Origin of the sequence: Streptosporangium longisporum, from assembly GCF_039534895.1 — a bacterium.
Lineage (GTDB): Bacteria > Actinomycetota > Actinomycetes > Streptosporangiales > Streptosporangiaceae > Streptosporangium > Streptosporangium longisporum.
This window is the reverse complement of record NZ_BAAAWD010000006.1, coordinates 177,920-203,655: the sequence shown is the minus strand read 5'-3', so window position 1 is coordinate 203,655 and position 25,736 is coordinate 177,920. Positions and strand designations below refer to the sequence as shown.

Sequence of the window (25,736 nt, the reverse complement as noted above, 5' to 3'; positions counted from 1 at the left end):
TGAAGGGGCGGGGCACGTGAACCGCTCGGGCACCCGATCCGTTCCGAGGGTGTGATCCGCATACTGCTGGCCGCCGTCACGTTCCTGCTCCTGCTGGCGGGCTGCTCCGGGGGACCCACGGAGACCGTGAGCGGCGCGACCGTCGAGCCCACCGGGAACACCGGAGGCGCCGGGAGCACCAGGAGCCCGGAAAACACGGAAAGCATGGAAAGCACGGAAAGTCCGGAGACCCCGGGATCCCCGGGGAGCACCGAAGGCGCCGGGGTCCCCGGGGACCGGTCGTCCGACGTCGTGGTCCGGTTCCACCGGTGCCTCGGGATGACCTGCGACGGGGGCGACGCCATGAGCGTCACCGCCGGAGGGCGGGCCCTGTCCCTGCGGAAGGGGGAGCTGGTCGCCGTCACGCTGCCGCGGGCCGAGCTGCGCGAGCTGCGGGCCGGGATCGTCGCGGACCTGGCGGGGCGGGAGGGCACGCTCGACCGCACCGGGGGCGCCACCGACCAGCCCTTCGCCGTCGTCACCGTGGTGGACGCGGCCGGCAGGACCCACGAGACCCGGCTGGAGGGGTCCCCGACGGCCGAGGACGCGAGGATCGTCGCCGCGATCGACCGTCTCGGCGCGCTGACCGCCCGGATCCGCTCCACCGGCACCCCGGACCGCACCGGGCCGATCTCGGTCACCATGTACGAGGACCCGAACACCCGGACCGGCCGCGAGGCGGCCTGGCCCGGAGGCGTCCCCACCCCCGTCACGTCCGGCAACCACGGCGTCCGGGAGTACCGGGGGGGAGCAGGCGGAGGCGGTGCGGGCGGCCCTGGGCGGCCCGGGGGACGAGGTGGGGGTGCGGGCCGGGGACAAGGTCCTGGTCGCTCGCTGGGAGGCGGTTCTTCCCTGAGCCGCCTCCCCGCCGCGCCCCTGTCCCCGGCGCGCGTCCGCCGGTCCGGCCGGTACGGGCCGGACCGGCGGCGGGTCAGGCGAAGGACCTCACCTCCAACAGCCCGACCGCGTCTGGATCACCGTTCAGCACGACCCGCAGCCGGGTGGTGCTCACCTGGCCGAAGGTGACCCGGTTGAAGGCGTCGGCGGCGACGGGATAGCCGCTCGGGTTCGGCACGTCGACGTAGGCGCTGCCGTTCCAGTACTGCAGTCTCCACGACGCCGGCCTGTCGACGCCCTGGCCGTCGTCGAAGAAGTAGACCTCCGCCGACCGGAGGGTCTGCGCCGACGGCCAGGTGAGCTCGGCCCACTGGGTGCCGGTCTCGGGCCAGGTGCCCCAGCGCGGGTTGACGGTGTCGTTGGAGGAGGCCGGGACGACGCCGTCGTTGATCGCGGCGACGCTCTCCCAGGGGGAGGTGTAGGAGGCCGACGGGGTCGCGGCGGTGGCCAGGTTCTGCTCCGCACCGGCTCCGAGGGTGAAGGTCCTGGTCACCGGGGTGCTGAGCCGGTCGTAGTCGCGCAGCTGCACGGTGAAGGTCGCCGGGGCCGTCGAGGTGGTGGTCCCGGTGATGGCGCCGGTGAAGCGGTTCAGGGTGAGGCCCGGGGGGAGGCTCCCGGAGGTGATCCTCCAGTCGTAGAAGGGCACGCCGCCCTTGGCGGCCAGCGTCTGCTGGTAGGCCTGGCCGGCGACGGGCCGGGGCAGGGCGGTGGTGACGATGGACGGCGGCAGGAACGGGGTGAGGTCGCGGTTGATCCGCCACCCGGCGTTCTCGGCGATGAGCAGGGCGAGCTTGGTCAGCATCCAGCGGCGGGTGGGGAACATGTGCGTCCAGCCGCCGCTCTGCCCGCTGAGGCGGTCCCAGTAGGGCTGGGTGCCGGGGATGTGGTAGCCGGACGTCTCCACCGGGACGACACGGCCCTGGTAGGCGATGACGTCCTGGTCGTTCACGCCGCCGGAGTCCACGTAGGCGCGCATGCCGGCCCAGTCGCTGTGGTAGGCGACGGCGTGGCCGTACTCGTGCATGACCAGGCCGTGGACGTCCAGCACCGAGCCCTGGATCTCCGTCCTGTACCAGTCCTCGTCCGCGAGCGAGGTGAACAGCTGCTTGCCCGCCTCGTCGTACTCGAAGATCATCGCGGTGGACCGGTGCAGCGGGCCGGGGAGCTGCTGGCCCTGGCGGGTGTGGTACTTGCCGTTGCGCGCGGGGTAGCCGGTGGAGTGCGGGCTCTGGATGCCGCGGAAGAACACGTACATGCCGTCGTAGGCGCGGTCGTTGGTGACGTTGATCGTGTTCTGCCACTCGTTGCCGGGCAGGTGGTTGTTCTCCGCCCCGGCCGCGACCGTGTCGAACGGCGCCATGTCGAAGAACCGGAACCAGTCCTTCACCGCCTCCTCGGCCGCGGTGCGGAAGGCCGGCTGCGAGAAGTACCCGGTGACGGTGTCGTGGCGGTAGTCGAAGGTGACGGGGATGGAGGGCTGCAGCGCGGTCTTCTCGTCCTGCTGCACCCTGATCGGCATGGACTGGGTGTACACCTGCCTGCCGGCGTCGGTGGTGGTGAGCCGGAGCGTGTACAGCTCGTCCTGGCCGGGGGCGCGCTTGGAGTGGATGGCCAGCCGGAAGACCTTCTGCTCCGACGCGTTGGCGAACGTCAGCCGCTTGGTGGCGCCGGTGGCGGTGAGCTGGCTGGGCAGGTCCATCATCAGGCGCGAGGTGCCCTCGGCCTTGAGGTCGACGGTGACGGGGTAGGTCACGCCCTCCGGGGGGCGGACGGTGAGCTCGATGTAGGGGTTGGCCAGGTAGCCCTGCCAGTCGACGAGCTGGACCCCGTGGTCGTTGATCGTCCTGCCGAACATGTCGACGACCGTGACGGTGGGGGCGGCCTGCGCCGCGGGCGCGGGCACGGCGACCAGGGCGGAGGCGAGGAGCAGGAGGGAGACGAACAGGCGTTTCATGACATACGACCTCGATTCTTCGGTGCCGGTGACGACGGCCCCTCGCGAGGCGGCGCCCGGTGGGGACGGGGCCCGGCCCGCGGGGCGGGCCGGGCGGCCCGGTGGGGGGTGAGGGGCGGCGACGCGGTCTAGGAGAAGACCTGCCACTCCAGCACGCCCGTGGAGAGGGCGGGCCTGGAGGTGATGCTCATCCGCAGCCGGGTGGTGCTGACCTGGCCGAACGTGGTCGTGTTGAAGGTGTCGGCCGCGGTCCCGCAGGACGACTGGCCGGGCACGTTCACGTAGGCGCTGCCGTTCCAGTACTGCACCTGGCAGGAGGCCGGCAGGTCGATGCCCTGGTCGTCGTCGAACCAGTAGGTCTTGACCGACCTGACGTTCTGGGCGGTGGGCCAGCGGTACTCGATCCACTCGGTGCCCTGGTGGTCCCAGTTGCCGTAGGCGCCGCGGCTGCGGTCGGCCGAGCCGGCCGGGGTGTAACCGTCGTTGACGGCGCCGAGCGTCTCCCAGGGGGAGACGTAGGAGGTGGACGGCGTGGCGCTGAGGGCGAGGTTGGCCGGGCCGGTGGGGCCGGTGGTCTGGACGACCTTCTGCATGGTGCCGTCGGCGTTGAAGTACAGCCTGTCCAGGGTGACCGACCTGCGGAAGTTGCCGCCGCCGGGGGCCGCGGCGTTGTGGTACACCATGTACCACTGGCCCTTGTACTCGATGATCGCCGGGTGGTTCGTGGTGGAGGAGACCTGGTCCAGCACGACGCCGCGGTGCGTCCACGGGCCCATGGGGCCGGAGGCGGTGGCGTAGCGGACGCAGGCGTAGCCGGGGGCCGAGCAGCCGGAGTCGTTGGCGGCGTAGGCCAGGTAGTAGACGCCGTTGCGCTTGAACATCCAGGGGGCCTCCCAGAAGTTGCTCACGCCGGACGGGGTGACGACCGATCCGTTGATCGAGGTCATGTCGGCGTTGAGCCGGGCGGCGCGCAGCCCGTAGTAGGAGCCCCAGTACATGTAGACCTGGCCGTCGTCGTCGGTGAAGACGGTGGGGTCGATGTTGAGCGGGGAGGAGTTGGGGGTGGAGTCGCTGATCAGCGGCCCGCCCTTGGCGTCGGTGAACGGTCCGGTCGGGCTGTCGCCGACCGCGACGCCGATGTTCATCCAGCCGGGGCCGTTGCCGTTGATCGAGACGTACCAGTAGTACTTGCCGTTGGCGCCGCGCTCGACCTCACCGGCCCACGCGTCGCCTCCGGCCCAGGAGAAGTTCGACAACGACAGCCTGGCGCCCTGGTCGGTGAAGCTAGTGGCGTCGCCCGAGCTGTAGACGTGCCAGTCGCGCATGACGAAGTTGGTCCCGCCGGCCGGCGCCTCGTCGTGCCCGGTGTAGAGGTACAGGGTGTCCCCGACGACCAGCGCGGCCGGGTCGGCGGTGTAGATCGAGGTGGTGATCGGCGCGGCGGCGGTGGCGGAACCGCCGGCGGTCATGACGAGGGAGAGCCCGAGGGCCGCGGCGATGATCGCCGACCAGCGTCGTCTCATGGGTGAACGCTCCTGGGGGGTCTGAGCGGGAGTGTTGTTAGCGCTAACGCGACGTGCCGGGAGCCGACGCGCGGTGCGTGTCGGGCGGTGTTCACTTTCGGTTGGACCCGAGTGTTGGCGAAAACCGATATCTCGTCAAGACGTGCTTTTCGCATGAGCGATGTCGCCGGAGAAAAACCGCAGGTGAGAGCGGGAGTCATCTCCTGAAAAGGTTTTCAGAATCGTGTACGTGCAAGGTCGGTGAGAGGGGGTCTTGACGGGTGATGTGTCACATCTTACCGTCCGGGGAGAAAACCTATTCCGAATTTTTCGGGAGTGCGATGCCTGACGTACGTGATCAGATCCGCGGTCCGGTGGTCCCCCCGGCGGGCACGCGACGGCCGCTCGGTGTCGACGACGTCGAGATCGGCGGGGGGCCCTTCGGGCGATGGCAGCGGATCAACCGCGAGGCCGGCATCGCGCTCGGCCGGGAGAGGATGGAGAGCTCCGGCGTCCTGTCCAACCTGAGATGGGCCGCGGGGGAGGGGGACGGGCCGTACCGGGGCTACCGCTTCCAGGACTCGGACCTGTACAAGCTGCTGGAGGCCGTCGCCTGGGAGCACGGCCGCGACCCGGACGGGTCCTACCGGGCGTTCGTCGCCGAGTCCGCCGCCCTGCTGGCCAGGGCACAGCGCGCGGACGGCTACCTCAACTCGCACTACCAGACGGTCAAGCCGGACAGGGTCTTCGCCGAGCTGGAACACAGCCACGAGATGTACTGCGCCGGGCACCTCTTCCAGGCCGCGGTGGCCGCCGTCAGGACCGGCTGCGGCGAGGAGGCGGGCGAGGAACTGCTCGCCGTGGCGCGCCGCTTCGCCGACCACCTCGTGGACGTCTTCCTGACCGGCGGCCACGGCGGTCACGGCGGTCTGGACGGGCACGCCGAGGTCGAGACGGCCCTGGTCGAGCTGTACCGCCTCACCGGTCACCGGCCCTACCTCGATCTCGCGGCCGGGCTGGTCGACGCCCGGGGCAAGGGGCTGGTCGCCGAGGTCGGCACCGGGCCGCTCTACGCGCAGGACCACCTGCCCGTACGGGAGGCCGGCACCCCGGTCGGGCACGCCGTGCGGCAGCTGTACCTGGACGCCGGGGTCGTCGACGTCGCCGTCGAGACGGGGGACGCGTCGCTGCTGGAGTCCTCGGTGCGCCGCTGGGAGGACATGGTGGCCACCAAGACCTCCGTCACCGGCGGGCACGGCTCGCGGCACGACGGCGAGGCGTTCGGCGAGCGCTACGAGCTGCCCCCGGACCGCGCCTACAACGAGAGCTGCGCGGCCGTCGCGAGCGTCCACTGGAGCTGGCGGCTGTTCCTCGCCACCGGGCACGGCCGCTACACCGACCTGATCGAACGCACGCTGTACAACGCCTTCGCCGCCTCCACCTCCGCCGACGGCACCCGGTTCTTCTACGTCAACCCGCTGCAGCGCAGGACCGACCTCGTCGAGGACGCCTACCTGGGCAGGCGCCGGGAGTGGTTCGCGTGCGCCTGCTGCCCGCCGAACATCATGCGGCTGGTCTCCTCGCTGGGCCACTACGTGGCCACGGCCGACGACGACGGGCTGTCGGTCCACCAGTACGTGCCCGGGCTGATCCGCGCCGGCGCGATCACCCTGGCCGTCGAGACCGACTACCCCTGGGACGGCCGGATCGTCTTCACCGTCCGCGAGGCTCCCGGCACCGTCCGGACGCTGAGGCTGCGGATCCCCGCGTGGAGCGCGACGGGCGAGCTGACCCCCGGCCCGGACGGCTACGCCGCCATCCGGCGGGCGTGGCGGCCGGGCGACACCTTCACCCTCGACCTGGACATGTCCCCCCGGCTGGTCCACCCGCACCGCAGGATCGACGCGCTGCGGGGGTGCGTGGCCGTGGAGCGGGGGCCGCTCGTCTACTGCTTCGAGCAGGCCGACCAGGACGCCGACGTCGAGGACCTGGCGCTGGAGCCCTGCACGCCGCTGCGCGTCGTCGACCGGCCCGACCCGCTCGGCCTGCCCGGGATCGGCAGGACCGTGCTGATCGAGGCGGACGCCGTGCGCCTTCCCCCGGCGCCGCCGGCCGGCCTGCCGTACTCCACCCTCCCGGCCGGTCCTTCCACCGCAGCCCGGCCCGGCACGAGAACGACCGCCACGGCGATCCCCTACCACCAGTGGGACAACCGGGACGGCGGCGCCATGCGGGTCTGGATCCCCCTCGCGCAAGGACGCACTCCATGAGACGACGGGACCTGTTCAGGATGGGCGGCCTGGCCGCCCTCGGCGCCGCGACGGCGGCCTGCGGCGCGGGCGGCGGGGCCGAAAGGGCGGGAAGGGCGTCGCTGCAGTTCATGTACTGGGGATCGGCGTTCGAGCAGAAGGCCGTCGCCACGATGCTCCGGGAGTTCGAGCGCAGGAAGCCCGGGGTGAAGGTCTCGGCGCTGTTCACCCCCGACGAGTACGACGTGAAGCTCAACACCCTGGTCGCCGGGAACCGGATGCCCGACGTGGGATACGTGCCGATGGCGATGTCGTTCCGCCTCGGCGAGCAGGGGAAACTGCTCAACCTCTTCCCGTACCTGACGAAGTACCCGCAGCTCGCGGGCTACCTCCCCGACGCCTACCTCTGGTCGGGGCAGGACAGGCTGCACGGCGTCGCGACCGCCAACGAGATCGAGCTGCTCTGGTACAGCAGGTCGGCGATCGCGGAGGCCGGGGCCGAGACGCCCCCGGCCCTGGCGGCGAGCGCCTGGACCTGGGACCGGCTGGTCGAGAACGCCCGCAAACTGACGGTGGACCAGGACGGGAGACACCCCGACGAGTCCGGGTTCGACCCCCGGCGGATCAGGAGGTTCGGGATCTCCTGCAGCCTGACCTACCCCCCGGCCTGGTACGGGTTCCTGCGGAGCAACGGCGGTGACTTCGCCGACGAGGCGGGCCGCAGGTGCCTGCTCGACAGCCCCGAGGCCATCGAGGTCTTCCAGAACCTCCAGGACCTGATCTACGAGCACCGCGTCTCCCCGGGCCCCGGGCAGCTCGCGGCCACCGGCGACGACGTGCCCGGCACCAGCATCCTGCTGAAGACCAGGCGGGTGGCGATGGTGGTCGACGGGCACTGGAGCCTGCTCGACATGAACGAGAGCAAGGTGGACTACGGCATCGGCGTGCTGCCGGTGTACGAGCGGCCGTACACCACCGCGCAGGTCGCCGGGGGCCTCGGCGGTGTTCGCCGGCACGAAGCACGTGGAGGAGGCGGTCGAGCTGTTCGCCTTCCACATCGACCCCCGCCACGTCGACCTGTACGCGCGCGGCCTGTGGATGCCCCAGGAGCGCAGGTACTACGAGGACCAGGCCGCCATCGACTCCTGGACCAGGAACGACTCCCACCCGCCGGAGTTCCGCACCGCGGTCGTCGACTACGCGCGCGACCACGGCGTACCGGCCTTCGGCAACCGGATCAGGGACATGACCGTCATCGGCTCCGACGTGCTCACCCCGGCCCTGCAGGAGATCGAGAGCGGAAAGCGCCCGGCCGCGGCGATCCTGAAGGAGGCCGCGCCGAAGATCACGGCCATGCTGCGCGGCCGGCACCACAACCAGGGGTTGTGAGATGCCCGCCCTCCCCGGCCGGCGCCTCTCGGACCACCGTCTCCCCGGCCGGCGTCTCTTCGGCCGGCGTCTCTTCGGCCGGCGTCTCCCCGATCGGCGTCTCTCGGGCCGGCGTCTCTCCGGCCAGCGGCGCATGGAGCGGCGCTGGGGCGTGCTGATGGCCGTGCCCGCGATCCTCGGCTTCGCGATCTTCACGGCCGGGCCGATGGTGGCCTCGTTCGCCTTCAGCCTCACCGACTGGCAGATCGGCGGCACCCCGTCCTTCGTGGGCCTGGACAACTACGCCGCGCTGGCCGGGGACGAGCTGTTCTGGACGTCGCTGACCGTCACGACGTACTACACCCTCGGCGCCGTGCCGCTCGGGCTGATCGTCGCCTTCGCCGTCGCCCTGCTGCTCAACCAGCGGGTCCGCGGGCTCTCGCTCTGGCGGACCGTCTTCTACCTGCCGACGCTGGTGCCCGCGATCGCGAACGTGGTCCTCTGGATCTGGATCTTCAACCCCGACTTCGGCCTGCTCAACTCCCTGCTGCGCCAGGCCGGCCTGCCCGCCGGGCAGTGGATCTACGACGAGGCGACCGCGATCCCCTCGCTCATCGTCATGAGCACCTGGGGGTTCGGCAACACCATGGTGATCTTCCTCGCGGGCCTGCAGGGAGTGCCCCGCCATCTGTACGAGGCGGTCTCCATCGACGGCGGCGGACCCCTGCGGCGCTTCTGGCACGTGACCCTGCCCATGATGACCCCCACCATCTTCTACAACCTCGTCGTCGGGGTGGTCGGCACCTTCCAGGTCTTCAACCAGGCGTACGTGATGACCGAGGGCGGCCCCGACCACTCCACGCTCTTCTACGTGTACTACCTGTTCCGCAAGGCGTTCGTCGAGAGCGAGATGGGGTACGCGAGCGCGCTGGCCTGGGTGCTCTTCATGATCATCATGGTGCTCACCTTCCTGATGTTCCACAACGCCCGGCGCTGGGTGTACTACGAGATGGCGGGTGCCCGATGACCGCGACCGGTGCCCCGCGCCGCCCGCGCCCGGAACGGGACGGCGCTCCCGGCCCCCCCGGCACTCCCGGCGTCCCGGACGTCCCCGGCGTCCCGCCCGCCCGTGCCGGGGCCGCCACGACGCGCCGTCCCCGGCGGTACCGCAGGGTGCTGGTCCACCTGGCCCTGGTGGCCGGGGCCCTGCCGACCCTGGTGCCGTTCGTGTGGCTGGTGCGCAGCTCGCTCATGGAGGACGCCCAGATGTTCGTCGCGCCTCCCGAATGGATCCCCTCGCCCTTCCGGTGGTCCAACTTCACCGAGGCGCTCACCGCCCAGCCGTTCGCCCTCTACCTCCTCAACACGGTGATCATCGCCGTCGTCAGCGTGCTCGGCACCGTGATCACCTGCTCGATCGCCGCCTTCAGCTTCTCCCGGCTGCGCTGGCGGGGACGCGACGCGGTCTTCGCCGTCCTGCTCAGCGCGGTGATGCTGCCGTACGCGGTGACGCTCATCCCGACGTTCGTCATGTGGCAGGAGCTCGGCGCGCTCGACACGTTCGTCCCGCTCACCGTGCCGAGCTGGTTCGCAGGGGCCGGGGGAGGGGTGTTCAACGTGTTCCTGCTGCGGCAGTTCTTCCTGACCATCCCCTTCGAGCTGGACGAGGCCGCCTACATCGACGGCGCCTCGCCCGGCAGGGTCCTGTGGACCGTCGTCCTGCCGCTGTCCCGGCCCGCGATCGTCGTGGTCACCATCTTCGCGTTCATCGGCACCTGGAACGACTTCCTCGGGCCGCTGCTCTACCTCAACGACGAGAGCAGGTACACCCTCTCGCTCGGCCTGGCCTCCTTCCAGAGCGTCTACATCACCCAGTGGGGCTACCTGATGGCCGCCTCGGCCGCGGTGATCGCGCCGATCATCGCGCTCTTCTTCTTCCTGCAGCGGTACTTCATCGAGGGGGTCACGCTCACCGGCATCAAGAACTGAGGGCCCCCGGGAACCTCTACGGGGAACCGCGATCGCCGATCGGGAACCTCTCCGGGGAGCCGTGATCGCCGGCGGGGACGGACGGGCGCGCGTTCACGCGCCGTCCTGCCCGTCGGGCTCTCCCGCGAGCGCGCGTGCGTCCGCGACGGCGTCCTCGTCCCAGCCATGGTGACCCGGGCTCTCCGGCCTGGCCTGCTCGTCGATCCACCGGTTGTGGGCCTCCCAGGCCGCCTGCTTGCTGGTGCCCAGCGCGGCGCCGATCTGGGACCACGAGGCGCCCGCCCGGCGCGCGGAGCGCACGGACAGCTGGCGTCCGTAGGTGGCCTTGCGTGCGATCACCTCGCTGAGCGCGAGCGCTTCCAGGGCCTCGCCCCGGGTGAGCGGAGCCGCATCGGCGACACCGGCGACGTCGTCGTCCTCGTCGCCCTCCTCGGGCGGCGTCGCGAGGGCGTCGCGCGTCCGCAGCGTGTCGTAGCGGGTGGCCGCGCCCAGCAGCGTGAACCGTTGTTCGAGATCGTCGGGAGTCGTCATGACCCGAGTATTTCGTCAAGCCACCCTGACGTCAAGGTGTCTTGACGTCAGGGTGGCCTGACGATTACGGTCCGGCGAAGGGAAGAGGCCGTGCCCGGGACAGGAGAACCGGGGGGGACGCGCTCAGACCGTGGAGTCGCGGATGACCAGGCGGCAGGGCATCCGGTGGACACCCGGGGTGGCCCGGCCGTCGATCGCGGCGAACAGGTGCTGGGCCGCCGTACGGCCCAGGGCCTCCAGGTTCATGTCGATCGTGGTCAGCGGGGGCCTGGTCTCGGTGGACAGGACCTCCCAGTTGTCGTAGCCGACGACCGCCAGATCCTCGGGCACCCGGCGGCCCCGCTCGCGGACGGTCTCCATCAGGCCCGCCGCGATCTGGTCGCTGCCGCACACCACCGCGTCGGTCTCGGGATCGGCGCGCAGGATCACGTCGGCGGCCTGCCGCCCCCAGCGCTGCGACCACGCGCCGTACAGCACCTGCCCGCCGGACAGGGACAGACCGGCCTCCTCCAGCGCGGACGCCACCCCGGCGGCTCGCTCGCGGGCCGCCTGGTAGTGGGTCGGGCCGGTGACGTGGGCGATCCGGCGCCGTCCCAGGGTCAGCAGGTGCCGTACGGCCTGCGCGGCGCCGTCGACGTCGTCGGGCACGAACGACACGTCCGCGGGATCCTGGGAGGGTGCGTAGGCGTAGACCACCGGTATCGGCAGGTCGCGGCTGACCGACGGCCGGGGGTCGGTGCTCTCGCCCACCACGATCAGGCCGTCGACGCGGCGGGTGAGCAGCGTCCGGACGTGGTGCTGCTCGCGGATGGCGTCCCCGCGCGCGTCGCAGAGCAGCACCGCCATCTCGCCCGCGCCGAACGCGTCCTCCGCGCCGAGCAGCACGGGGATGCCGAACCGTCCCACGCTGTCGCTGGTGAGCAGGCCCACGGTGCGGGTCTGCCCGGACAGCAGGCCGCGGGCCAGGGCGTTGGGCCGGAAGGAGAGCTCCTCGGCGGCACGGAAGACGCGCTCGCGGGTCTCGGCGCGCACCTGCCCGCGTCCGTTGAGCGCCTTGGAGGCCGTCGCGATGGACACCCCCGCGCGGGTGGCCACGTCGGTGATCGTGGCGTGTCGTTGGGGAGCCATCTGAGAGAAAACCTTTTCTACTGGGGGACGTCCACCCCCGTCGAAGATAGTCGCCGACGTGCCGTGGAGCAAGCCCGCCCAGGCGTCTGACAAGGGCATATACCTGGTACGGCGAGTAAAAACCTTTTATCGCCGATCGCGCTCCCGCGGGGACGCACCCGGCCGGTCGTCCTCGCCGTGCCGGCCGCCCTCCGCCCGGTCCCCTCCGGCGGGACCGGCCGCCTCCACGGGACCGGTCGTCCCCGCCCGGCCGGCCGCCTTCACGAAACCGGCCGCCTTCACGGACCCGGTCGTCCGTGCGGGCCCGGCCGCCTTCGCGGGACCGGTCGACTCGCGGATCACCAGCCGTCCCGGCCGGCGGACGACACCGGAGGCCCGGTGCCCGTCCAGCGCGGCGGACAGGTAGCGCACCGCCGCGGCGCCCATCCGTTCCAGGCCGGGGTCGACGCTGGTCAGCGGCGGGTGGCAGTCGGCGGCCAGCGGGGTCCAGTTGTCGTAGCCCACCACCGCGACGTCACCGGGGACCAGCCGTCCGAGGTCCGCCAGGGCCTGGCAGGCGCCGTCGGCGATCTGGTCGTTGCCGCAGAAGATCGCGTCCACCCCGGGCTCCGCGCCGAGCAGCGCGCGCGTCGCGTACCGTCCCCAGCGCCGCGACCACTCGCCGTGGAACGGCCGCCCACCGGCCAGGCCGAGCCCGTGCCCGTCCAGCACGCCGCGCAGGGCGGTCAGCCGGTCACGCGCGGCGCGGTAGGACTCCGGGCCGGTGATGTGCCCGACGCGGCGGCGGCCCAGCGACAGCAGGTGCTCGGCGGCCAGGCGCGCGCCGCCCGCGTCGTCGGCCAGGATCGACAGGTCCCGCGGATCGTCGGACTCGCCGTAGACGTAGACCACGGGCACCGGGACGTCGCGGGTCAGCGAGGGACGCACGTCGTTGTCCTCGCCCAGGATGACGAACCCGTCCACCTGCCCGGCCGTCAGGGTGCGCAGGTAGTGCTCGCGGCGGCGGGGGTCGCCGCGCGCGTCGCAGAGCACCGCGGACATCCCCTCGCCGCCCAGCGCGTTCTCCGCGCCGAGGAGCACCGGCATCGCGAAGCGCCCGTCACGCTCGTCGGTGAGCAGCCCGATGGTGCGCGTACGGGCCGCGGCGGACCCGGGGGCCGCGCCGGGCCGGAAGGACAGCTCGGCCGCGGCGCGCCGTACCCGGAGCCGGGTGGTCTCGGCGACCTCGGACCGGTTGTTGAGGGCCTTGGAGGCCGTCGACACGGACACCCCCGCGCGCCTGGCCACGTCGGTCAGGGTCACCGCTTCGGATCGATGTCGACCCACCGAAATCCTTTCCAGGTCGTCGCGACCGTGTCCGGGTCTCGTACACGCGCGGCTCAGCCTATGCCGCACCCGTCCCCCCGATCAACGGTCGGGTACCGGTCCGCGTTATCGAAATTTAACATTGCCGAAAACCTTTTCGGGGTCGATCGTGAACTAGGACGCGGTCTCCGTCCGCGCCGGCCGTTCCACCGTCCCCCGTTCTCCGTCCCCTCGCCCCTCGCCCCTTGTCCCGCACCCCGCCCGACCCCCGGCCCCCGGCCCGACACCCGGTCCTACCCCCACCCCCCGCCGCACCGCCACCGCGCCGCCACCGCGCCGCCACCGCGCCGCCGGACGGCGCAGAACCCCCTACGCCCCAGCGGGACCCTCCCGGAAGGTCCCGGCACCCCCCAAGGACGTGACGCATGCCGACATCAGCCCGCTTCAGACGACGATCAGTGACCGTGGCGGCGACGCTCTGCCTCGCGATGAGCTCGCTGACGGTCCTCGCCCAGGAGGCGTCCGCGGACCAGCCCATCGGGTACCCGGCCTTCACCGGCCCGGCCGTCCCCGCGCCACCGGTCGGGTACAACAGCGGCAACATGATGAGGGCCGTCTACGACGCCGAGAGCTCCGGGACGAACTTCTGGATCGACCGGCTGCTCGCCCGGCCCGGCAGCGACCCCTCCGACGCCGACGGCGGCATCCTGATGACCCGCGGCCGGGCGTTCTTCATGAAGACCCACACCCCGGGCACGCTGGGGTTCGCCGGCAAGGCCGCCTACATCGAGAGCATCAACGACCAGAGCGCGTTCACCGTGACGGTCACGCCGGGCTCCCTCAGCGAACAGGTGAGCCAGCGCTGGCAGGCGCCCAGCCACTACAGGAGCGTGCACACCGGCAGCGGCATCCGGGTCGAGCAGACCAAGTTCGTCACCGAGAACAACGTCGCGGTGGCCAACCTCTCGATCGTCAACACCGGCTCGGCCTCCACCACCGTGCAACTGCGGGCCGCCTCGCCGTACGCGACCTCCGGCAGCGGCGACGAGCTGACCGGCACGGTGAACTCGTTCAAGAACCTGACCACGATCCGCCCGCGCCTGTCGGGCGACGGCTTCACCGCCTCCGGCGGGGCTCTCACCCGGTCGATCACCGTCGCGGCCGGGGCCACCGCCACGGCCAAGGTCGTGATGGGCTTCGTCACCGACGAGATCCCCGAGTCGCTGAGCGAGTACAACACCTACAGGGGCTACAGCAACGCCACCGCGTTCGCCACGCACGTGCGGGCCTACAACCTGTGGTGGGCACAGAACATCCCCTACTTCGACGCGCCCGAGCCGGCCATCAAGAAGAACTACTACTACCGCTGGTGGCTGATGCGGTTCAACAGCCTGGACGCGAACCTGCCCGGCCAGACGTACCAGTTCCCCACCTCGATCGAAGGCGTGCTCGGCTACAACAACGCCATCGCGCTGACCCAGCCGATGCACATCGACGACCTGAAGTACCTGCGGACCCCGCTGTACGCCTACGGTGACTGGCTCTCGGTCGGCCAGACCTCCCGGGGCGGCCGGTTCATGGACAACCCCGGTGACCCGGACAACTGGTCCAACAGCTACACCCAGTACATCGGCGAGGCGGCCTGGAAGAGCTACCAGATCCACGGCGGCCAGCCCGCCATCGCGGCGAACCTCGCCAAGTACGCCGAGGGTGACGTCAAGGGCCAGCTCAGCCACTACGACCGTGACGGCAACGGCCTGATCGAGTACGACTGGGGCGCGCTGACCGGCAACGACGCCGACGCGGTCTCCTTCCACTGGCGCGCGGGCAACCTCGACCGCACCGAGTCCGCCTACGTCTACAGCGGGGCCCTGGCCGCGGCCCAGGCCTACGACACGATCGGCAACGCCACCAAGGCCGCCGAGATGCGCGCCCTGGCCACCCGGGTGCAGAACGCGGTCGTCAACGTGCTGTGGAACCCCACCGCCAAGGTGCTGCAGCACCGGCACGTGGCCACCAACGCGCTCAACCCGTGGAAGGAGATCAACAACTTCTACCCGTACGCGGTGGGCCTGATGCCCAACACCGCCACCTACCGTGAGGCGTTGCGCCTGTACGCCGACCCCGCCGAGTACCCGATCTTCCCCTTCTACACGGCCAACCAGCGCGACAAGGCCGCGGCTGCGGCGGCCGGCAACCCCGGCAGCAACAACTTCTCCACCATCAACTCCACCGTGCAGTTCCGGCTCTACTCCTCGGCGCTGCGCAACTATCCCAGCCCGTACATCTCCAACGAGGACTACAAGAAGCTGCTGTACTGGAACGCCTGGGCGCAGTACGTCGGCGGCAACACCCAGTGGCCGGACGCCAACGAGTTCTGGGCCAACTGGAACGGCTCGTCCATCACCTACCGGTCGTGGATCCACCACAACATCCTCGGCAGCAGCAACTGGACGCTGATCGAGGACGTGGCCGGGCTGCGTCCCCGCAACGACAACAAGGTGCAGCTCTCGCCGATCAACATCGGCTGGTCGCACTTCGCGGTCAACAACATCCGCTACCGCAACGCCGACCTGTCGATCGTCTGGGACGACCCGGCCGACGGCGTGACCCGCTACCCGGGGGTGCCCCAGGGGTACTCGATCTTCATCAACGGGACCCGCGCCGCGACCGTCAACCAGCTCGTGCCCTTCGTGTGGGACCCGGCCACCGGCGGGGTCACCTTCACCGGCACCGCGGGCACCGTGGCCCACAACGTCGCGGTCCCGGGGATGCAGGCACCCCAGCAGGTCGTCCACTCCGAGGCGCGCGTGGTCGACGCGCTCGCCAAGGCCGGGGTCGACCTGAGCGCGAACCTGACCAACCTCGCCCAGGGCGCCACCGTGTCGGCCTCGCACACCGCCTCGGGCACCAGCGTCGGCGCGGCCGTGGACGGGTACCCGATCAACGAGCCCTTCTGGGGAGCGGGCGGCTCGCCCAACGCCCAGGACTGGTACGAGGTCAACCTCGGCAGCGCCAGGACCCTCGACGAGGTCAGGCTCTACTTCAAGGACAGCCGCCCGGCCAGCGGCACCTACCGGGCGCCGTCGTCGTACCAGATCCAGTACCTCAACGGCTCCACCTGGACGAACGTCGCCGCGCAGGTCAGGACGCCGAGCACCCCGCAGGGCAACTACAACCTGGTCCGGTTCACCCCGGTCAGCAGCGCCCAGCGGGTCAGGGTGCTGATGACCAACGCCTCCGGGGCCAAGAGCGGCCTCACCGAGATCAAGATCTACAACCGGGGCGGGACCCAGCAGCCGCCCACCGGCAACCTGGCGCCGTCGGCGACGCCCTCGGCCTCCTACACCTCAGCGTGGGAGTCGGCCGCCGCGCTCAACGACGGGATCGACCCGGCCTCGTCCAACGACACGGTCAACCCGCGCTGGGGCACCTGGCCCGAACAGGGCGAGCAGTGGGCCCAGCTGACCTGGCCGTCGGCGGTCTCGGTCAACCGGGCGCAGGTCTACTTCTTCGACGACGGCCAGGGCATCGACCTGCCGGCGTCGTGGAAGCTGCAGTACTGGAACGGCACCGCCTACGCGGACGTGCCCGGCGCGAGCGGCCACCCCGTCGCGGCCGACCAGTACAACAGCGTGACGTTCACCACGGTGAGCACGACCCGGCTGCGCGCGGTGCTGCAGAGCGCCTCCGGGGCCTCCGTCGGGATCCTGGAGGTCAAGGCGTTCGCGCCGTAGCGAACGCCCGGCGCTCGTTCCGCGGTGATCCCCGTGTCCCCGGTGGCCGGCCACCGCGTGGTGACCGCCCGACGATCGGCGTCCGCCCCACGAGGGCCGTCCGCCGGGCGGAGGGGACCACGAGTCCCCTCCGCCCCGCTCCCCGGCCTCATCCCCCCGGCCTCATCCCCTCCGCCCCGTCCCCCCGGCCCCATCCACCCCACCGCGTCCCCCGCCCTGCCCGGCCGGGGGACGCGGTGGTGTTTCATGGTGATTCGCGAGGTCTGAGGGGTAGCGAGAGGATGTCGGATGAACGGCCTCGCGCAGGCCGACGAGGTGGCCGCTGTTACGGAAAGCGCTTACCGTAGGAGGGTGGTCCCCGCGGGGCGTCAGAGGCTCCATTCAGGAAAGGCTTCATCTTGATCCACTCAGTTGACCCCAGAACCGGTGAGTCCACCGGAGATCCCTTCCCCCCGACCTCGGACGCCGAGCTGGACGCGATCGTCGAGGCGGCCCGTATCGCCGGGTCCTCCTGGCGTTCCGCCGACCGGGCCCCCGTGCTGGAGGCGGTGGCGGCGGCGCTGGAGGCGAACGTCGAGGAGCTGTGGCGGGCGGCCGACGCCGAGACCGCGCTCGGCGAGACCCGGCTGCGCGGCGAGGTCGGGCGCGCCGCGGGCCAGTTCCGGCTCTTCGCCCAGGTGCTGCGGGACGGCGGCCACGTGGAGGCGGTGATCGACCACGCGACGGCCCAGCCGCCCGTACCGGACCTGCGCCGGATGAACCACCCCCTGCCCGGCGTGGTGGGCGTCTTCGCGGCGAGCAACTTCCCCTTCGCCTTCTCGGTCGCGGGCGGCGACACCGCCTCGGCCCTGGCCGCCGGCTGCCCGGTCGTGGTCAAGGCCCACGACGGGCACCCGCGTACGTCGGAGCTGTCGTGGCGGGTCATCAGGGAGGCCCTGCCCGATCCGGACCTGCTCGGCCTGGTCAGCGGGCTCGACGCCGGCAAGCGGCTGGCCGGGCACCCGTCGGTCTCGGCCGTCGGCTTCACCGGCTCCATCCCGGGCGGCAAAGCCATCCAGGCGCTGATCGCCGAGCGCCCCGACCCCATCCCGTTCTACGGCGAGCTGGGCAGCGTCAACCCGGTCGTGGTGCTGCCGTCGGCGTCCCGCGACGGCCTGGCCCAGGGCTTCGCCACCTCGCTGACCCTGGGCACCGGCCAGTTCTGCACCAACCCCGGGCTGGTGTTCGTGCCCGACGACGCCGAGCTGCTGGCGTCCATCGCCGACGCGGTCTCCGCCACCGAGGGCGGGCCGATGCTCACCGAGCGGATGCAGGGCGGCTTCCTGCACGGGCTGGCCAGGCTGGGCAAGCTCTCCTCGCTGGCCCAGGGCAAGCCGGGGGAGGGGGCGTTCGCGGTGACGCCGCAGGTGTTCGTCACCGACCTGGCGACGTTCGCCGGGGACCCGCACGGCATCGCCGAGGAGTGCTTCGGCCCGGCGGCCGTCGTGGTGGTCTACACCGACCCGGCCGAGCTGCCCGCCGTCCTGGAGCGGCTGGACGGCTCGCTGACCGCGACGATCCACGCGACCGACCCGGTCGAGGCGCGCGCCAGCTCCGAGGTGCTGCTCAAGAAGGCGGGACGGCTGATCTGGAACGGGTGGCCGACCGGGGTCGCGGTCCGCTGGGCCATGCACCACGGCGGTCCCTGGCCCTCCAGCACCGCCGCCGCGCACACCTCGGTCGGCGCCGCCGCGATCCGCAGGTGGCTGGTCCCCACCGCCTACCAGGACTGGCCGGCCGAGCTGCTGCCGCCCGAGCTTCGCGACGACAACCCGCTCGGCATCCCCCGCAGGGTCGACGGCGTCCTCGTCGAGAGCCGCGCCTGACGCCCGTCCCTCTCCCCACGCGGCCGTCCTCCCGCGTACGGAGGGGACCGGTCCCCTCCCGTCCGTACGGAAGGCGCCGGGCCCTCCGTACGGGAGGCGTGGCCGGTGCGGAACGAACCGGCCACGCCCGGACGGACGCCGGCACGGATGCCGTCAGGTCATGACGGGGCTCCGGTGAGCTGGGCGTGAAGGCGGCGGCACTCGTGGACGAAGCGGATCGTCCGGCGGCTGCGCGCGAACTCGGCGACGACCGGGATCTCCCCGCGCGCGCCGGTCCAGCGTGCCACGTCGGCGGCGAAGGCGACGAGTTCGGTGTGGGGCACGGTGATGCGCCGTCCCTCGCCCGGCAGTATCCCGGGCAGCAGGGTGCGCAGGATGCGCCACACCTCGTGATGACCGCCGGCGTCGGCCAGCTCGGTCAGGGCCGCCATGGCGGGGCGGATCTCCAGCCAGGTGCGGCGCAGCACCAGCGCGAGCTGACGGCCGATCGCCTCGGCGGGCAGATCGCCTCCGGCCGCCATCCGCAGGACCACCGGGATCGTCCCGGGTGCGCGGCTCCCCAGCAGGAAAGCGATGATCACCGCCGTCGCCTCGCCCACCGGGCCGTCGCAGGCGGCCAGGCCGGACAGTTCCACCGGGGTCACGCTCGTGTACCAGTGACCACGGAGCACGAACGGCAGCATGTTCACGGCCACCACCTCGCGGTGCGAGGGCAGCACGGCCGGCCACCCGCCCATCCTGGTGCCCATGTCCTCGCCCGCCCAGTCGGACGGCTGCCGCATCAGCACCTCGTCGATCAGCTCGTCACCGGTGGGCGCGGCCCGCAGCACCGGGGTCAGGCGGACCGCGGTGAAGTGCTCGGGTTCGCCGTCGTCGAACTCGACCATGGACGCGCCCACCATGTGGGACCACCGGAGACCGCACTCCGGGTCGGGCATGCCCTGCCCGGCCAGCCACCCGGCCGCCCTGCGCGCCGCCGCGGAATCGATCTTCGCGGCCCGGTCGGCGGCGGCCGGGTGACCGCCCCGGGGCAGCCGCAGCAGCGCCTGCGCCAGATCGGCCCGCAGCGGTTCCACGCCCGCGGCGGCGCACGTCTCCAGCCGGTCGAGCAGCACGTCGGGATCGAGGTGGCCGGTCGTCCACGTCGGCGTGGCCAGCAGCACCGGCGGCAGCGTGCCGGCGCGCAGGGCCCCGTACAGCTCCGCGTAGCGGTTGACGAGGACGTCGGACGGCGGCGAGAGACGCTCCGGGTGCGGGAGCCGGTGCCGCCGCCGCCACTCGTGCACGGGAGGAAGCGGCTCGGGCTGGAAGGAGCGCAGCCGGGGCGGGACGAAGCCGACGGTGACCGCCACGAGCGGCTCGTCCGGGCCGAAGGGAGGGATCTCCGGCAGGGTGCCGGGCATGACGAGTTCCTCGGCCAGCACGGCCTGCCACTCGTCGGGGTCGGTGATCTCGTCCCTGTCCGGCCGGTACCCCGTCCGCTGCTCGACGTGCGGCTTCAGCCTCCGGCACAGATCCGCGCGGTCCTCCGCGACCCCGGTGACGAACGCCGCCATCCAGCGCTCCCGGTCGATCCACCGCTCGTGCTGGCCGGGGAAGATCGACGGCTCGGGGAAACGCCCCGGTGAGGGCACCTGCGGCAGCGGCGGGAACTGTCTGGCCTCGATCAGCTCCTCGACGGCCCCCTCCCCGCCGAACCGGGCGGCGAGCCTGGCGCCCACGTCGGCGGGGAGCCCGGGGATCGCGTCGAGGATCGCCTCGGTGTGGCCGGCGAACAGGCCGGAGTGCTTCAGGGTGAGCTCGGCCGCGCGGTTGCGCACGTCGAAGGACTTGTGCGCGTACGCCGTGGTCAGCGCGGTCACGAGATCGGCGGCCGCCTCGGGTGTGGCCCGGATCGCCTGGTCGAGCCAGCGCAGGCCTGTGGCGGCGAGCTTGGCCTCGTCCCGGAAGGTGAGCGCGTCGACCGCCTCGACCAGGTCGGCGTGGTCGAGCGGCATCGCCTCGCGCACCTGTCCGGCGGCCACCTCGGCGACCGTGCCCGGAGCCGACGGCAACAACCGCAGGTAGTCGCGCAGGCGGGGCGCGGACTCCGCGGGCGTGGGGTCGAGGAGCATGTGCAGCCGGACGAAGAACCGCAGGTCCTGCGCCTCACCGCCGCGCAGGAAACGGCTCACGCAGCCGTCGAGCACCTGCTCCCTGGGCAGTTCGCGGGCGACGGCGGCCAGCCAGCGGGTCGGCCGGGGCTCCAGCCGCTCGTCGCGGAGGGCGCGGCCCGCGCCGTCGGCGTCGAAGACGCGAGGCAGCAGCACGGGGGTCAGCGGGTCGTCGGCCACGCTCGGCGCGGCCAGCCAGGCGGCCACCAGCGGGTCGTGGTCGGGCGGTACCGCGCCGGACTCCCGCAGCAGCGCCACGGCCAGCGGCGCGATGCGGTCGGCGGGACGGCGCACCCGCCGGGCCAGCCGGACCGCGACGTCACGACGCCACTCCGGTGGCCGGGTGGCCGCCACCCGGCACACCTGGGCGACATTGGGGTCGTCGGCCCAGCGGCGGTTGACGTCGCGGCCGGTCATCCACGTCACCGCGGCCGCCGGGCCGGTGATGACGCCGACACCGGTCAGCAGCAGCGCGCCGGCCAGCCTGTCGAGCAGGTCGCCGACCTCCCAGGAGGCCATCTCCTCGAAGTCGTCGGGATGCCGGGCGCGTACCTGCTCGGTGTGGACACGGCGCAGCTCCTTGACGAGGCCGGGCAACCGCCCGCTCAGCTCGGCGCGCTCCTCCTCGGTGAGCGTGACCAGCCGGTCGGCCAGGCGGGTGACCTGGTTGCGGGTGATCAGGTCGCAGATCTCCGTCCAGAGGGTCATCCGGAGACCTCCACGGCGGCGCGCGCGACGATCCGGGCGGCCAGCACGTGCTTGCACGGCCCACGGGAGCCGCGATGGTCCCACCACCACTCGCAGGTGCAGGATCCGTCGGCCAGCGAGACCCGGCGCGCGCCGCCGGGGGTGCGGACGGTGGCCAGCTCGCCTTCGAGGTGCACGGCACCCGCGTCGACGAGCCTGCGCGCCTTGGCCAGCCGCGGGTTGAGCAGGATCACGTTGTCCTTGTCGTAGGGCAGCTCACGGTGGAAGTGGGCGGCCTCCGCCAGGTCGTAGCCGACCCGGCCGGCGACGCCGAGCCGCGTCAGCGCGGCCCGTACCCGGCCGGCGGGCAGGCCCGCGCGGTCGGCCAGCAGGCCGATCTCGATCTCGGGCTCGAAGTTGAGCAGCATGCCCACCACGTCGGCGTCGTCCTCGGCCTCGTCACCGGCCAGGTCGTCGAGCACCGCGCCCTCGCCGGAGAAGCCGCGCCAGCGCTCGGGGGAGAGGGTGAGCGTGTAGCGCATGCCGGGCAGCTCCAGCTCCCAGGCGCTGGAGGCGGCGTCGGCCGGGCCGTACACCCGCAGGGACTTCGCGAAGCGCAGCAGCGGCAGGAGGGTGCCGAGCCGGTTGGGGCCGGCGAGCTGGACCGAGCCCGGAACCTGATGGCCGGAGACCCTCAGCTCGCGTCCCGCCTGCGTCACCCACACCGTGCCCTTCCGGGGCAGCCCGCGCAGGAACCGCACCGCCGTCATGCCGGTCAGCTCACCGCGCTGGTCCATGCCCGAGGCGATGACCTGCACCTCGGCGAAGCCGCGCAACCAGCGCTCGGGCAGCGGCACCTTCTTCTCCACCACCGCGCCGTCCATCGTGGTCACGACCAGCTCGTCGAGCCCGACCCCCAGGTGCAACGGGTCACGCGCGCCGATGCGCGCCAGCGCCTCCCGGAGCGGCGCGTTCACGTCGACGTTGGTGGTGCCCCGGTCGAACACCTCGCCGTCGAGCGCGCCGTTCAGCAGATCGAGCCGGGCGTACACGCCGCCGCAGGCCGAGAACGACTCGAACCGCAACCGGTCCCCGTTGCACGTCACCACCGGGTCGCGCACCCAGCCGGGCCGCGCCTGCGGCTGGTGGTAGCGGGCCAGCGCCACGTCGGCGACGCCGAGCAGGGCCGCGGCGGCGGGGGCCGCCTGGGTCACCACGCCGCTGAAGAACCGGGGTGCCACGGCCGGGCCGGACAGGGCCCGCCCGCCGGAGGTCGCCAGTCCGAGACGGCCGTCGACGAGGGAGGAGGGCGCGGCGTACGTGTACGCCTGCGTCGCTGAAGTCATGGCCGGGACGTTAGATCACCTCACCGACAAACCGGCGCCGCGGACGCCGGTGGTCGGCGGCCCCCGGGGGCATCGGGGACCGCCGGGTCCATCGGGACCGCCCCGGGTCCGCCGGGACGGCCGGGTTCACCGGGTCGGTCGGCTTCATCGAGCTACCGGAGCGGGTTCCCGGGGCGGGTTCCCGGGCCGGGTTCCCGTGCGGGGCCCTAGCGGAGCTCGCCGGCGCCCGCGTGGCGGGAGACCGAGCGGCGCACCGACTCGGCCGGGTCGATCCCGGTGTGCAGGACCGGCGTCCAGCCCGCGTCCGCGCCCAGGTCGGGGTCGTTGACCGCGTTGTGGACGGCGACGAGGTCGATCGGGACGACCCGGCCCCCGACGCGGAGGACGTCGCCGCGGGAGGTCATGGCGGTGCCGCCCCAGTTGCGGACGAGCGAGGCCGGGTCCACCGCACGGCCCAGCCGGAAGAAGTTGTTCTCGGAGAAGATCTGCGACTGCACGCCCACGCCCAGCGCGTACGAGAAGGTCTCGGCGTCGGGGATCTCGTAGTGGTTGTTGTAGACGTGCACCTGGCCGAAGCGCACGCGCGGCAGCCGCTGGAGCACGTTCTCGAAGTGGTTGTGGTGGACGGTGACGTTCAGCTTGCCCGCGTCGTTCGCCGGGTTGTTGGTCGAGCCGATCAGCATCGTCTTGTCGTGGCCGGAGAACCGGTTCCAGGACGCGGTGACGAAGTCGGAGGCGTTGGTGATGTCGAGCTGGCCGTCGTGGACCTGGTACGGCCTGCCGAAGTGGCGCGGCTGGGCGGAGTCGGGGTTGTCGCCGTCGGTGAAGGTGTTGTGGTCGACCCACACGTGCGTGGAGCCGGTCACCGTGATGTTGTCGTAGAGGGAGTTCCAGTTGCCCTCGGCGCCGTCGGTCGGGTCCCACTGCGGGAAGCAGTCGGCCGTGTCCTCGAAGGTGATGTTGCGGATGATGACGCTGTCGGCCTTGTCGACGTGCAGGTTGAGGCCGCGGAGGCGGGCGTCCCTGCCCAGGCCGACGACGGTGGTGCCGGAGCGGACCTTGAGCTTGATGTCGGCGGTCTGCCGGGCCGCCGAGGCGACGCGGGCGGCCTCCAGCGGGCCCGACGGCTTGGCCGTCCTGCCCCACACCGCCGGGTCGTACGCGGCCAGGTAGCCCTCCAGCGTGTAGCCGCCGGTGACGTAGTCGGCGCAGGTGCTCTCGGGGGCGATCGTCCCCTTCACGTAGACGATCGACGGGGAGGGGGCGGCGAGCGCGGTGGCCAGCTCGGTGCGGGTGGAGACGACGTGCACGTTCGACGCGGGTGCGGCGGCGCCCCCGGTGGTGCCGGTGCCCTCGGAGGCCCAGCCGTCACCCGCGGGCAGGGTCTGGCGTCCCAGGTCCGGCCGTGGGCCCTGGAACGGGGCGGTGCCGGAGGACGGGGACACGACGGTGGCGGAGGTGGCGGAGGTGGCGGAGGCGGCCGGGGCGGCCAGGACCGCCAGGGAGAGCAGGGCGGTGAGCGCGACGGCTCGTTTCATGGTGGTTCCTTCACGGGTCAGGCGGAAGGAGGCTCCGTACGGTCCCCGAGAGCCTTCCGGGTGGTGGGAGGCGGGCGCGCCCCGGTCAGGAGAGACGCACCCACCTCCGGTCTGTGAGGGCTCAGCCGCCGTTGCGCTGTCTGTACGACGTCTGCGCCTCGGTCAGCTTGGCCGCGAACGCGTCCAGGAAGTCCTTGGCGGGCAGGGAGCCCTGAAGGACCTTCTGGAACTCGGGCTCCATGTCGGTCTTGGTGATCGCGTTGAACTCCGGCAGGTGGTAGGGCATCTGCACGACCTTCGTCGCCGGGTCGTTGAGGACCTTGAGCGCGGTGGAGACGTGCTGCAGCCCGGAGACCCAGGGCTCGTCGCCGACGTCGGTGTTGGCCGGGAGCACACCGGTCTTCTCCGACCAGTAACTGTTCATCTCCTTGGAGGCGACGAACTCGGCGAACCGGTACGCCGCGTCCTTGTTCCTGCCGGAGGCGAACACGCCGACGCCCGAGACCGGGTTGGACAGGATCGAGTGGGCACCGGACGAGGACGCGGGCACGGCCATCGCGGCCACCTTGCCCGCGCCGAGCGTCTTGGCGTGGTCCTGGTACGAGCCCAGGTTGTGCTGCATGATCCCGATGTTGCCGCCGTCGAACTGGGCGACCATCTTCGTGTAGTCGTTGCCGATGTCGGCCTCGGGGGTGACCTTCTTGTACAGCCCGGCCAGCCGGGTGAGGGCCTCCACGTTCCTCGGGTCGTTGACGGTCGCCCTGCCGGAGGCGTCGAAGATCTCGGTGATGCCGGACTGGCCGTACACGACCTCCAGCATCTGCGCGATCGAGCCGGCGCCGCCGCGGAGGGTGAAGCCGTAGCGGTTCCGCGCGGTGTCGGTCAGCCTCTCGGTGGCGGTGAAGAAGTCGTCCCAGGTCCTGGGCGGCTGGAGGCCGGCCTCCTTGAACCAGTCGGTCCGGTACCAGAAGACGCCCATGTTGGTCGACAGCGGGACCATGTAGGTCCTGCCGTCCGGCACGGTGTTCTTGACGGTGGACAGCACCTGCTCGTTCAACCTGCCGTTCAGCGCGCCGCCGGAGAGCCGGTCGTCCAGCGGTTCCAGCGCCTTCTGCGCGACCAGGCCGGCGAGCATGGCGGTGGACATGCCGCCCACGTCGGGCAGGCCGCCGCCGGCGACGGCGGTGTCGTACTTCTGCTGGGCCTGGGCGATCGGGATGCCGACGTACCTGACCTGGATCCCGGGGTTGGCCTTGTTGAACTCGGCGATGATGTGCTGCCACACCGGGGTGCGCGCCGGGCCCCCGTTGTCGTCCCAGAAGGTCAGCCTGGTCTTCCCGCCTTCGGAGGCCGACGGCTCGTCCGAACCGCAGGCGGCCAGGCCGGTGCCCAGGGTCACGGTCACGACCAGGACCGCCAGGCGCCTCGCGCGTGAGGTCATTGCCCTC

Annotated in this window: 16 protein-coding genes; 7 read left to right on the top strand and 9 right to left on the bottom strand. The window is 72.0% G+C overall.

Going from position 1 to position 25,736, the window contains the following annotated elements:
• Positions 1 to 51: 51 nt before the first annotated feature.
• Positions 52 to 1,065, top strand: a complete 1,014-nt coding sequence (locus ABD832_RS05080) for a hypothetical protein (RefSeq protein ID WP_344889074.1) — start codon at positions 52 to 54, stop codon at positions 1,063 to 1,065.
• On the opposite strand, the gene ABD832_RS05075 is transcribed toward ABD832_RS05080, so the two are convergent.
• A complete protein-coding gene (locus ABD832_RS05075; RefSeq protein ID WP_344889071.1) occupies positions 971 to 2,890 on the bottom strand; it encodes an Ig domain-containing protein in 1,920 nt (639 codons plus the stop codon). The genes ABD832_RS05080 and ABD832_RS05075 overlap by 95 nt on opposite strands.
• A 128-nt stretch (positions 2,891 to 3,018) precedes the next feature.
• Positions 3,019 to 4,413 carry a glycoside hydrolase family 43 protein gene (locus ABD832_RS05070; RefSeq protein ID WP_344889068.1) on the bottom strand — a complete coding sequence of 465 codons (1,395 nt, stop codon included), beginning with the start codon at positions 4,411 to 4,413 and terminating at the stop codon, positions 3,019 to 3,021.
• A gap of 320 nt (positions 4,414 to 4,733) precedes the next feature.
• Here ABD832_RS05070 and ABD832_RS05065 point away from each other — a divergent pair, with 320 nt between their 5' ends.
• From ABD832_RS05065 to ABD832_RS05050, 4 genes are read left to right on the top strand one after another with little or no spacing between them, the layout of a single operon-like run.
• Positions 4,734 to 6,662: a glycoside hydrolase family 127 protein gene (locus ABD832_RS05065; RefSeq protein ID WP_344889065.1), complete on the top strand. Its 1,929-nt coding sequence runs from the start codon at positions 4,734 to 4,736 to the stop codon at positions 6,660 to 6,662.
• On the top strand, positions 6,659 to 8,188 hold the full coding sequence (locus ABD832_RS05060) for an extracellular solute-binding protein (RefSeq protein WP_344889061.1): 1,530 nt from the start codon (positions 6,659 to 6,661) through the stop codon (positions 8,186 to 8,188). Before ABD832_RS05065 ends, ABD832_RS05060 begins: the two co-directional genes overlap by 4 nt.
• Positions 8,164 to 9,036: a carbohydrate ABC transporter permease gene (locus ABD832_RS05055; RefSeq protein WP_344889057.1), complete on the top strand. Its 873-nt coding sequence runs from the start codon at positions 8,164 to 8,166 to the stop codon at positions 9,034 to 9,036. The genes ABD832_RS05060 and ABD832_RS05055 overlap by 25 nt, the downstream gene beginning before the upstream one ends.
• Positions 9,033 to 9,998 (top strand): carbohydrate ABC transporter permease, encoded by a 966-nt coding sequence (locus tag ABD832_RS05050; protein WP_344889054.1) that lies wholly within the window; start codon positions 9,033 to 9,035, stop codon positions 9,996 to 9,998. The genes ABD832_RS05055 and ABD832_RS05050 overlap by 4 nt, the downstream gene beginning before the upstream one ends.
• A 93-nt stretch (positions 9,999 to 10,091) precedes the next feature.
• Here the strand turns inward: ABD832_RS05050 and ABD832_RS05045 are convergent, their stop codons facing one another.
• From ABD832_RS05045 to ABD832_RS05035, 3 genes are all read right to left on the bottom strand, one after another.
• Positions 10,092 to 10,529, bottom strand: coding sequence for a hypothetical protein (locus tag ABD832_RS05045; RefSeq protein WP_344889051.1), 438 nt, complete (start codon positions 10,527 to 10,529; stop codon positions 10,092 to 10,094).
• 123 nt (positions 10,530 to 10,652) lie between these two features.
• Positions 10,653 to 11,657, bottom strand: a complete 1,005-nt coding sequence (locus ABD832_RS05040; RefSeq protein WP_344889048.1) for a LacI family DNA-binding transcriptional regulator — start codon at positions 11,655 to 11,657, stop codon at positions 10,653 to 10,655.
• A gap of 126 nt (positions 11,658 to 11,783) precedes the next feature.
• Positions 11,784 to 12,983 (bottom strand): LacI family DNA-binding transcriptional regulator, encoded by a 1,200-nt coding sequence (locus tag ABD832_RS05035; protein WP_344889045.1) that lies wholly within the window; start codon positions 12,981 to 12,983, stop codon positions 11,784 to 11,786.
• 443 nt (positions 12,984 to 13,426) lie between these two features.
• Here ABD832_RS05035 and ABD832_RS05030 point away from each other — a divergent pair, with 443 nt between their 5' ends.
• Complete coding sequence (locus tag ABD832_RS05030) at positions 13,427 to 16,699, top strand: galactose-binding domain-containing protein (RefSeq protein ID WP_344889042.1); 3,273 nt, start codon at positions 13,427 to 13,429, stop codon at positions 16,697 to 16,699.
• Positions 16,700 to 17,097: 398 nt separating this feature from the next.
• Positions 17,098 to 18,564, top strand: coding sequence for an aldehyde dehydrogenase (NADP(+)) (locus ABD832_RS05025; RefSeq protein WP_344889039.1), 1,467 nt, complete (start codon positions 17,098 to 17,100; stop codon positions 18,562 to 18,564).
• 158 nt (positions 18,565 to 18,722) lie between these two features.
• Here the strand turns inward: ABD832_RS05025 and ABD832_RS05020 are convergent, their stop codons facing one another.
• The 4 genes from ABD832_RS05020 to ABD832_RS05005 form a co-directional block, all read right to left on the bottom strand.
• Positions 18,723 to 21,425 (bottom strand): hypothetical protein, encoded by a 2,703-nt coding sequence (locus tag ABD832_RS05020; RefSeq protein ID WP_344889036.1) that lies wholly within the window; start codon positions 21,423 to 21,425, stop codon positions 18,723 to 18,725.
• Positions 21,422 to 22,750: an SWIM zinc finger family protein gene (locus tag ABD832_RS05015; RefSeq protein WP_344889034.1), complete on the bottom strand. Its 1,329-nt coding sequence runs from the start codon at positions 22,748 to 22,750 to the stop codon at positions 21,422 to 21,424. Before ABD832_RS05015 ends, ABD832_RS05020 begins: the two co-directional genes overlap by 4 nt.
• 206 nt (positions 22,751 to 22,956) lie before the next feature.
• Positions 22,957 to 24,288: a pectate lyase family protein gene (locus ABD832_RS05010; RefSeq protein WP_344889031.1), complete on the bottom strand. Its 1,332-nt coding sequence runs from the start codon at positions 24,286 to 24,288 to the stop codon at positions 22,957 to 22,959.
• 121 nt (positions 24,289 to 24,409) lie between these two features.
• Positions 24,410 to 25,729, bottom strand: coding sequence for an ABC transporter substrate-binding protein (locus ABD832_RS05005; RefSeq protein ID WP_344889028.1), 1,320 nt, complete (start codon positions 25,727 to 25,729; stop codon positions 24,410 to 24,412).
• Positions 25,730 to 25,736 lie beyond the last annotated feature (7 nt).

What these genes read in the sequence shown, in the direction of transcription:
- ABD832_RS05010 (WP_344889031.1), bottom strand. Translation starts at nt 24,288, where the DNA reads ATGAAACGAGCCGTCGCGCTCACCGCCCTGCTCTCCCTGGCGGTCCTG.
- ABD832_RS05045 (WP_344889051.1), bottom strand. Translation starts at nt 10,529, where the DNA reads ATGACGACTCCCGACGATCTCGAACAACGGTTCACGCTGCTGGGCGCG.
- ABD832_RS05020 (WP_344889036.1), bottom strand. Translation starts at nt 21,425, where the DNA reads ATGACCCTCTGGACGGAGATCTGCGACCTGATCACCCGCAACCAGGTC.
- ABD832_RS05005 (WP_344889028.1), bottom strand. Translation starts at nt 25,729, where the DNA reads ATGACCTCACGCGCGAGGCGCCTGGCGGTCCTGGTCGTGACCGTGACC.
- ABD832_RS05040 (WP_344889048.1), bottom strand. Translation starts at nt 11,657, where the DNA reads ATGGCTCCCCAACGACACGCCACGATCACCGACGTGGCCACCCGCGCG.
- ABD832_RS05055 (WP_344889057.1), top strand. Translation starts at nt 8,164, where the DNA reads ATGGAGCGGCGCTGGGGCGTGCTGATGGCCGTGCCCGCGATCCTCGGC.
- ABD832_RS05075 (WP_344889071.1), bottom strand. Translation starts at nt 2,890, where the DNA reads ATGAAACGCCTGTTCGTCTCCCTCCTGCTCCTCGCCTCCGCCCTGGTC.
- ABD832_RS05065 (WP_344889065.1), top strand. Translation starts at nt 4,734, where the DNA reads ATGCCTGACGTACGTGATCAGATCCGCGGTCCGGTGGTCCCCCCGGCG.
- ABD832_RS05050 (WP_344889054.1), top strand. Translation starts at nt 9,033, where the DNA reads ATGACCGCGACCGGTGCCCCGCGCCGCCCGCGCCCGGAACGGGACGGC.
- ABD832_RS05015 (WP_344889034.1), bottom strand. Translation starts at nt 22,750, where the DNA reads ATGACTTCAGCGACGCAGGCGTACACGTACGCCGCGCCCTCCTCCCTC.
- ABD832_RS05060 (WP_344889061.1), top strand. Translation starts at nt 6,659, where the DNA reads ATGAGACGACGGGACCTGTTCAGGATGGGCGGCCTGGCCGCCCTCGGC.
- ABD832_RS05070 (WP_344889068.1), bottom strand. Translation starts at nt 4,413, where the DNA reads ATGAGACGACGCTGGTCGGCGATCATCGCCGCGGCCCTCGGGCTCTCC.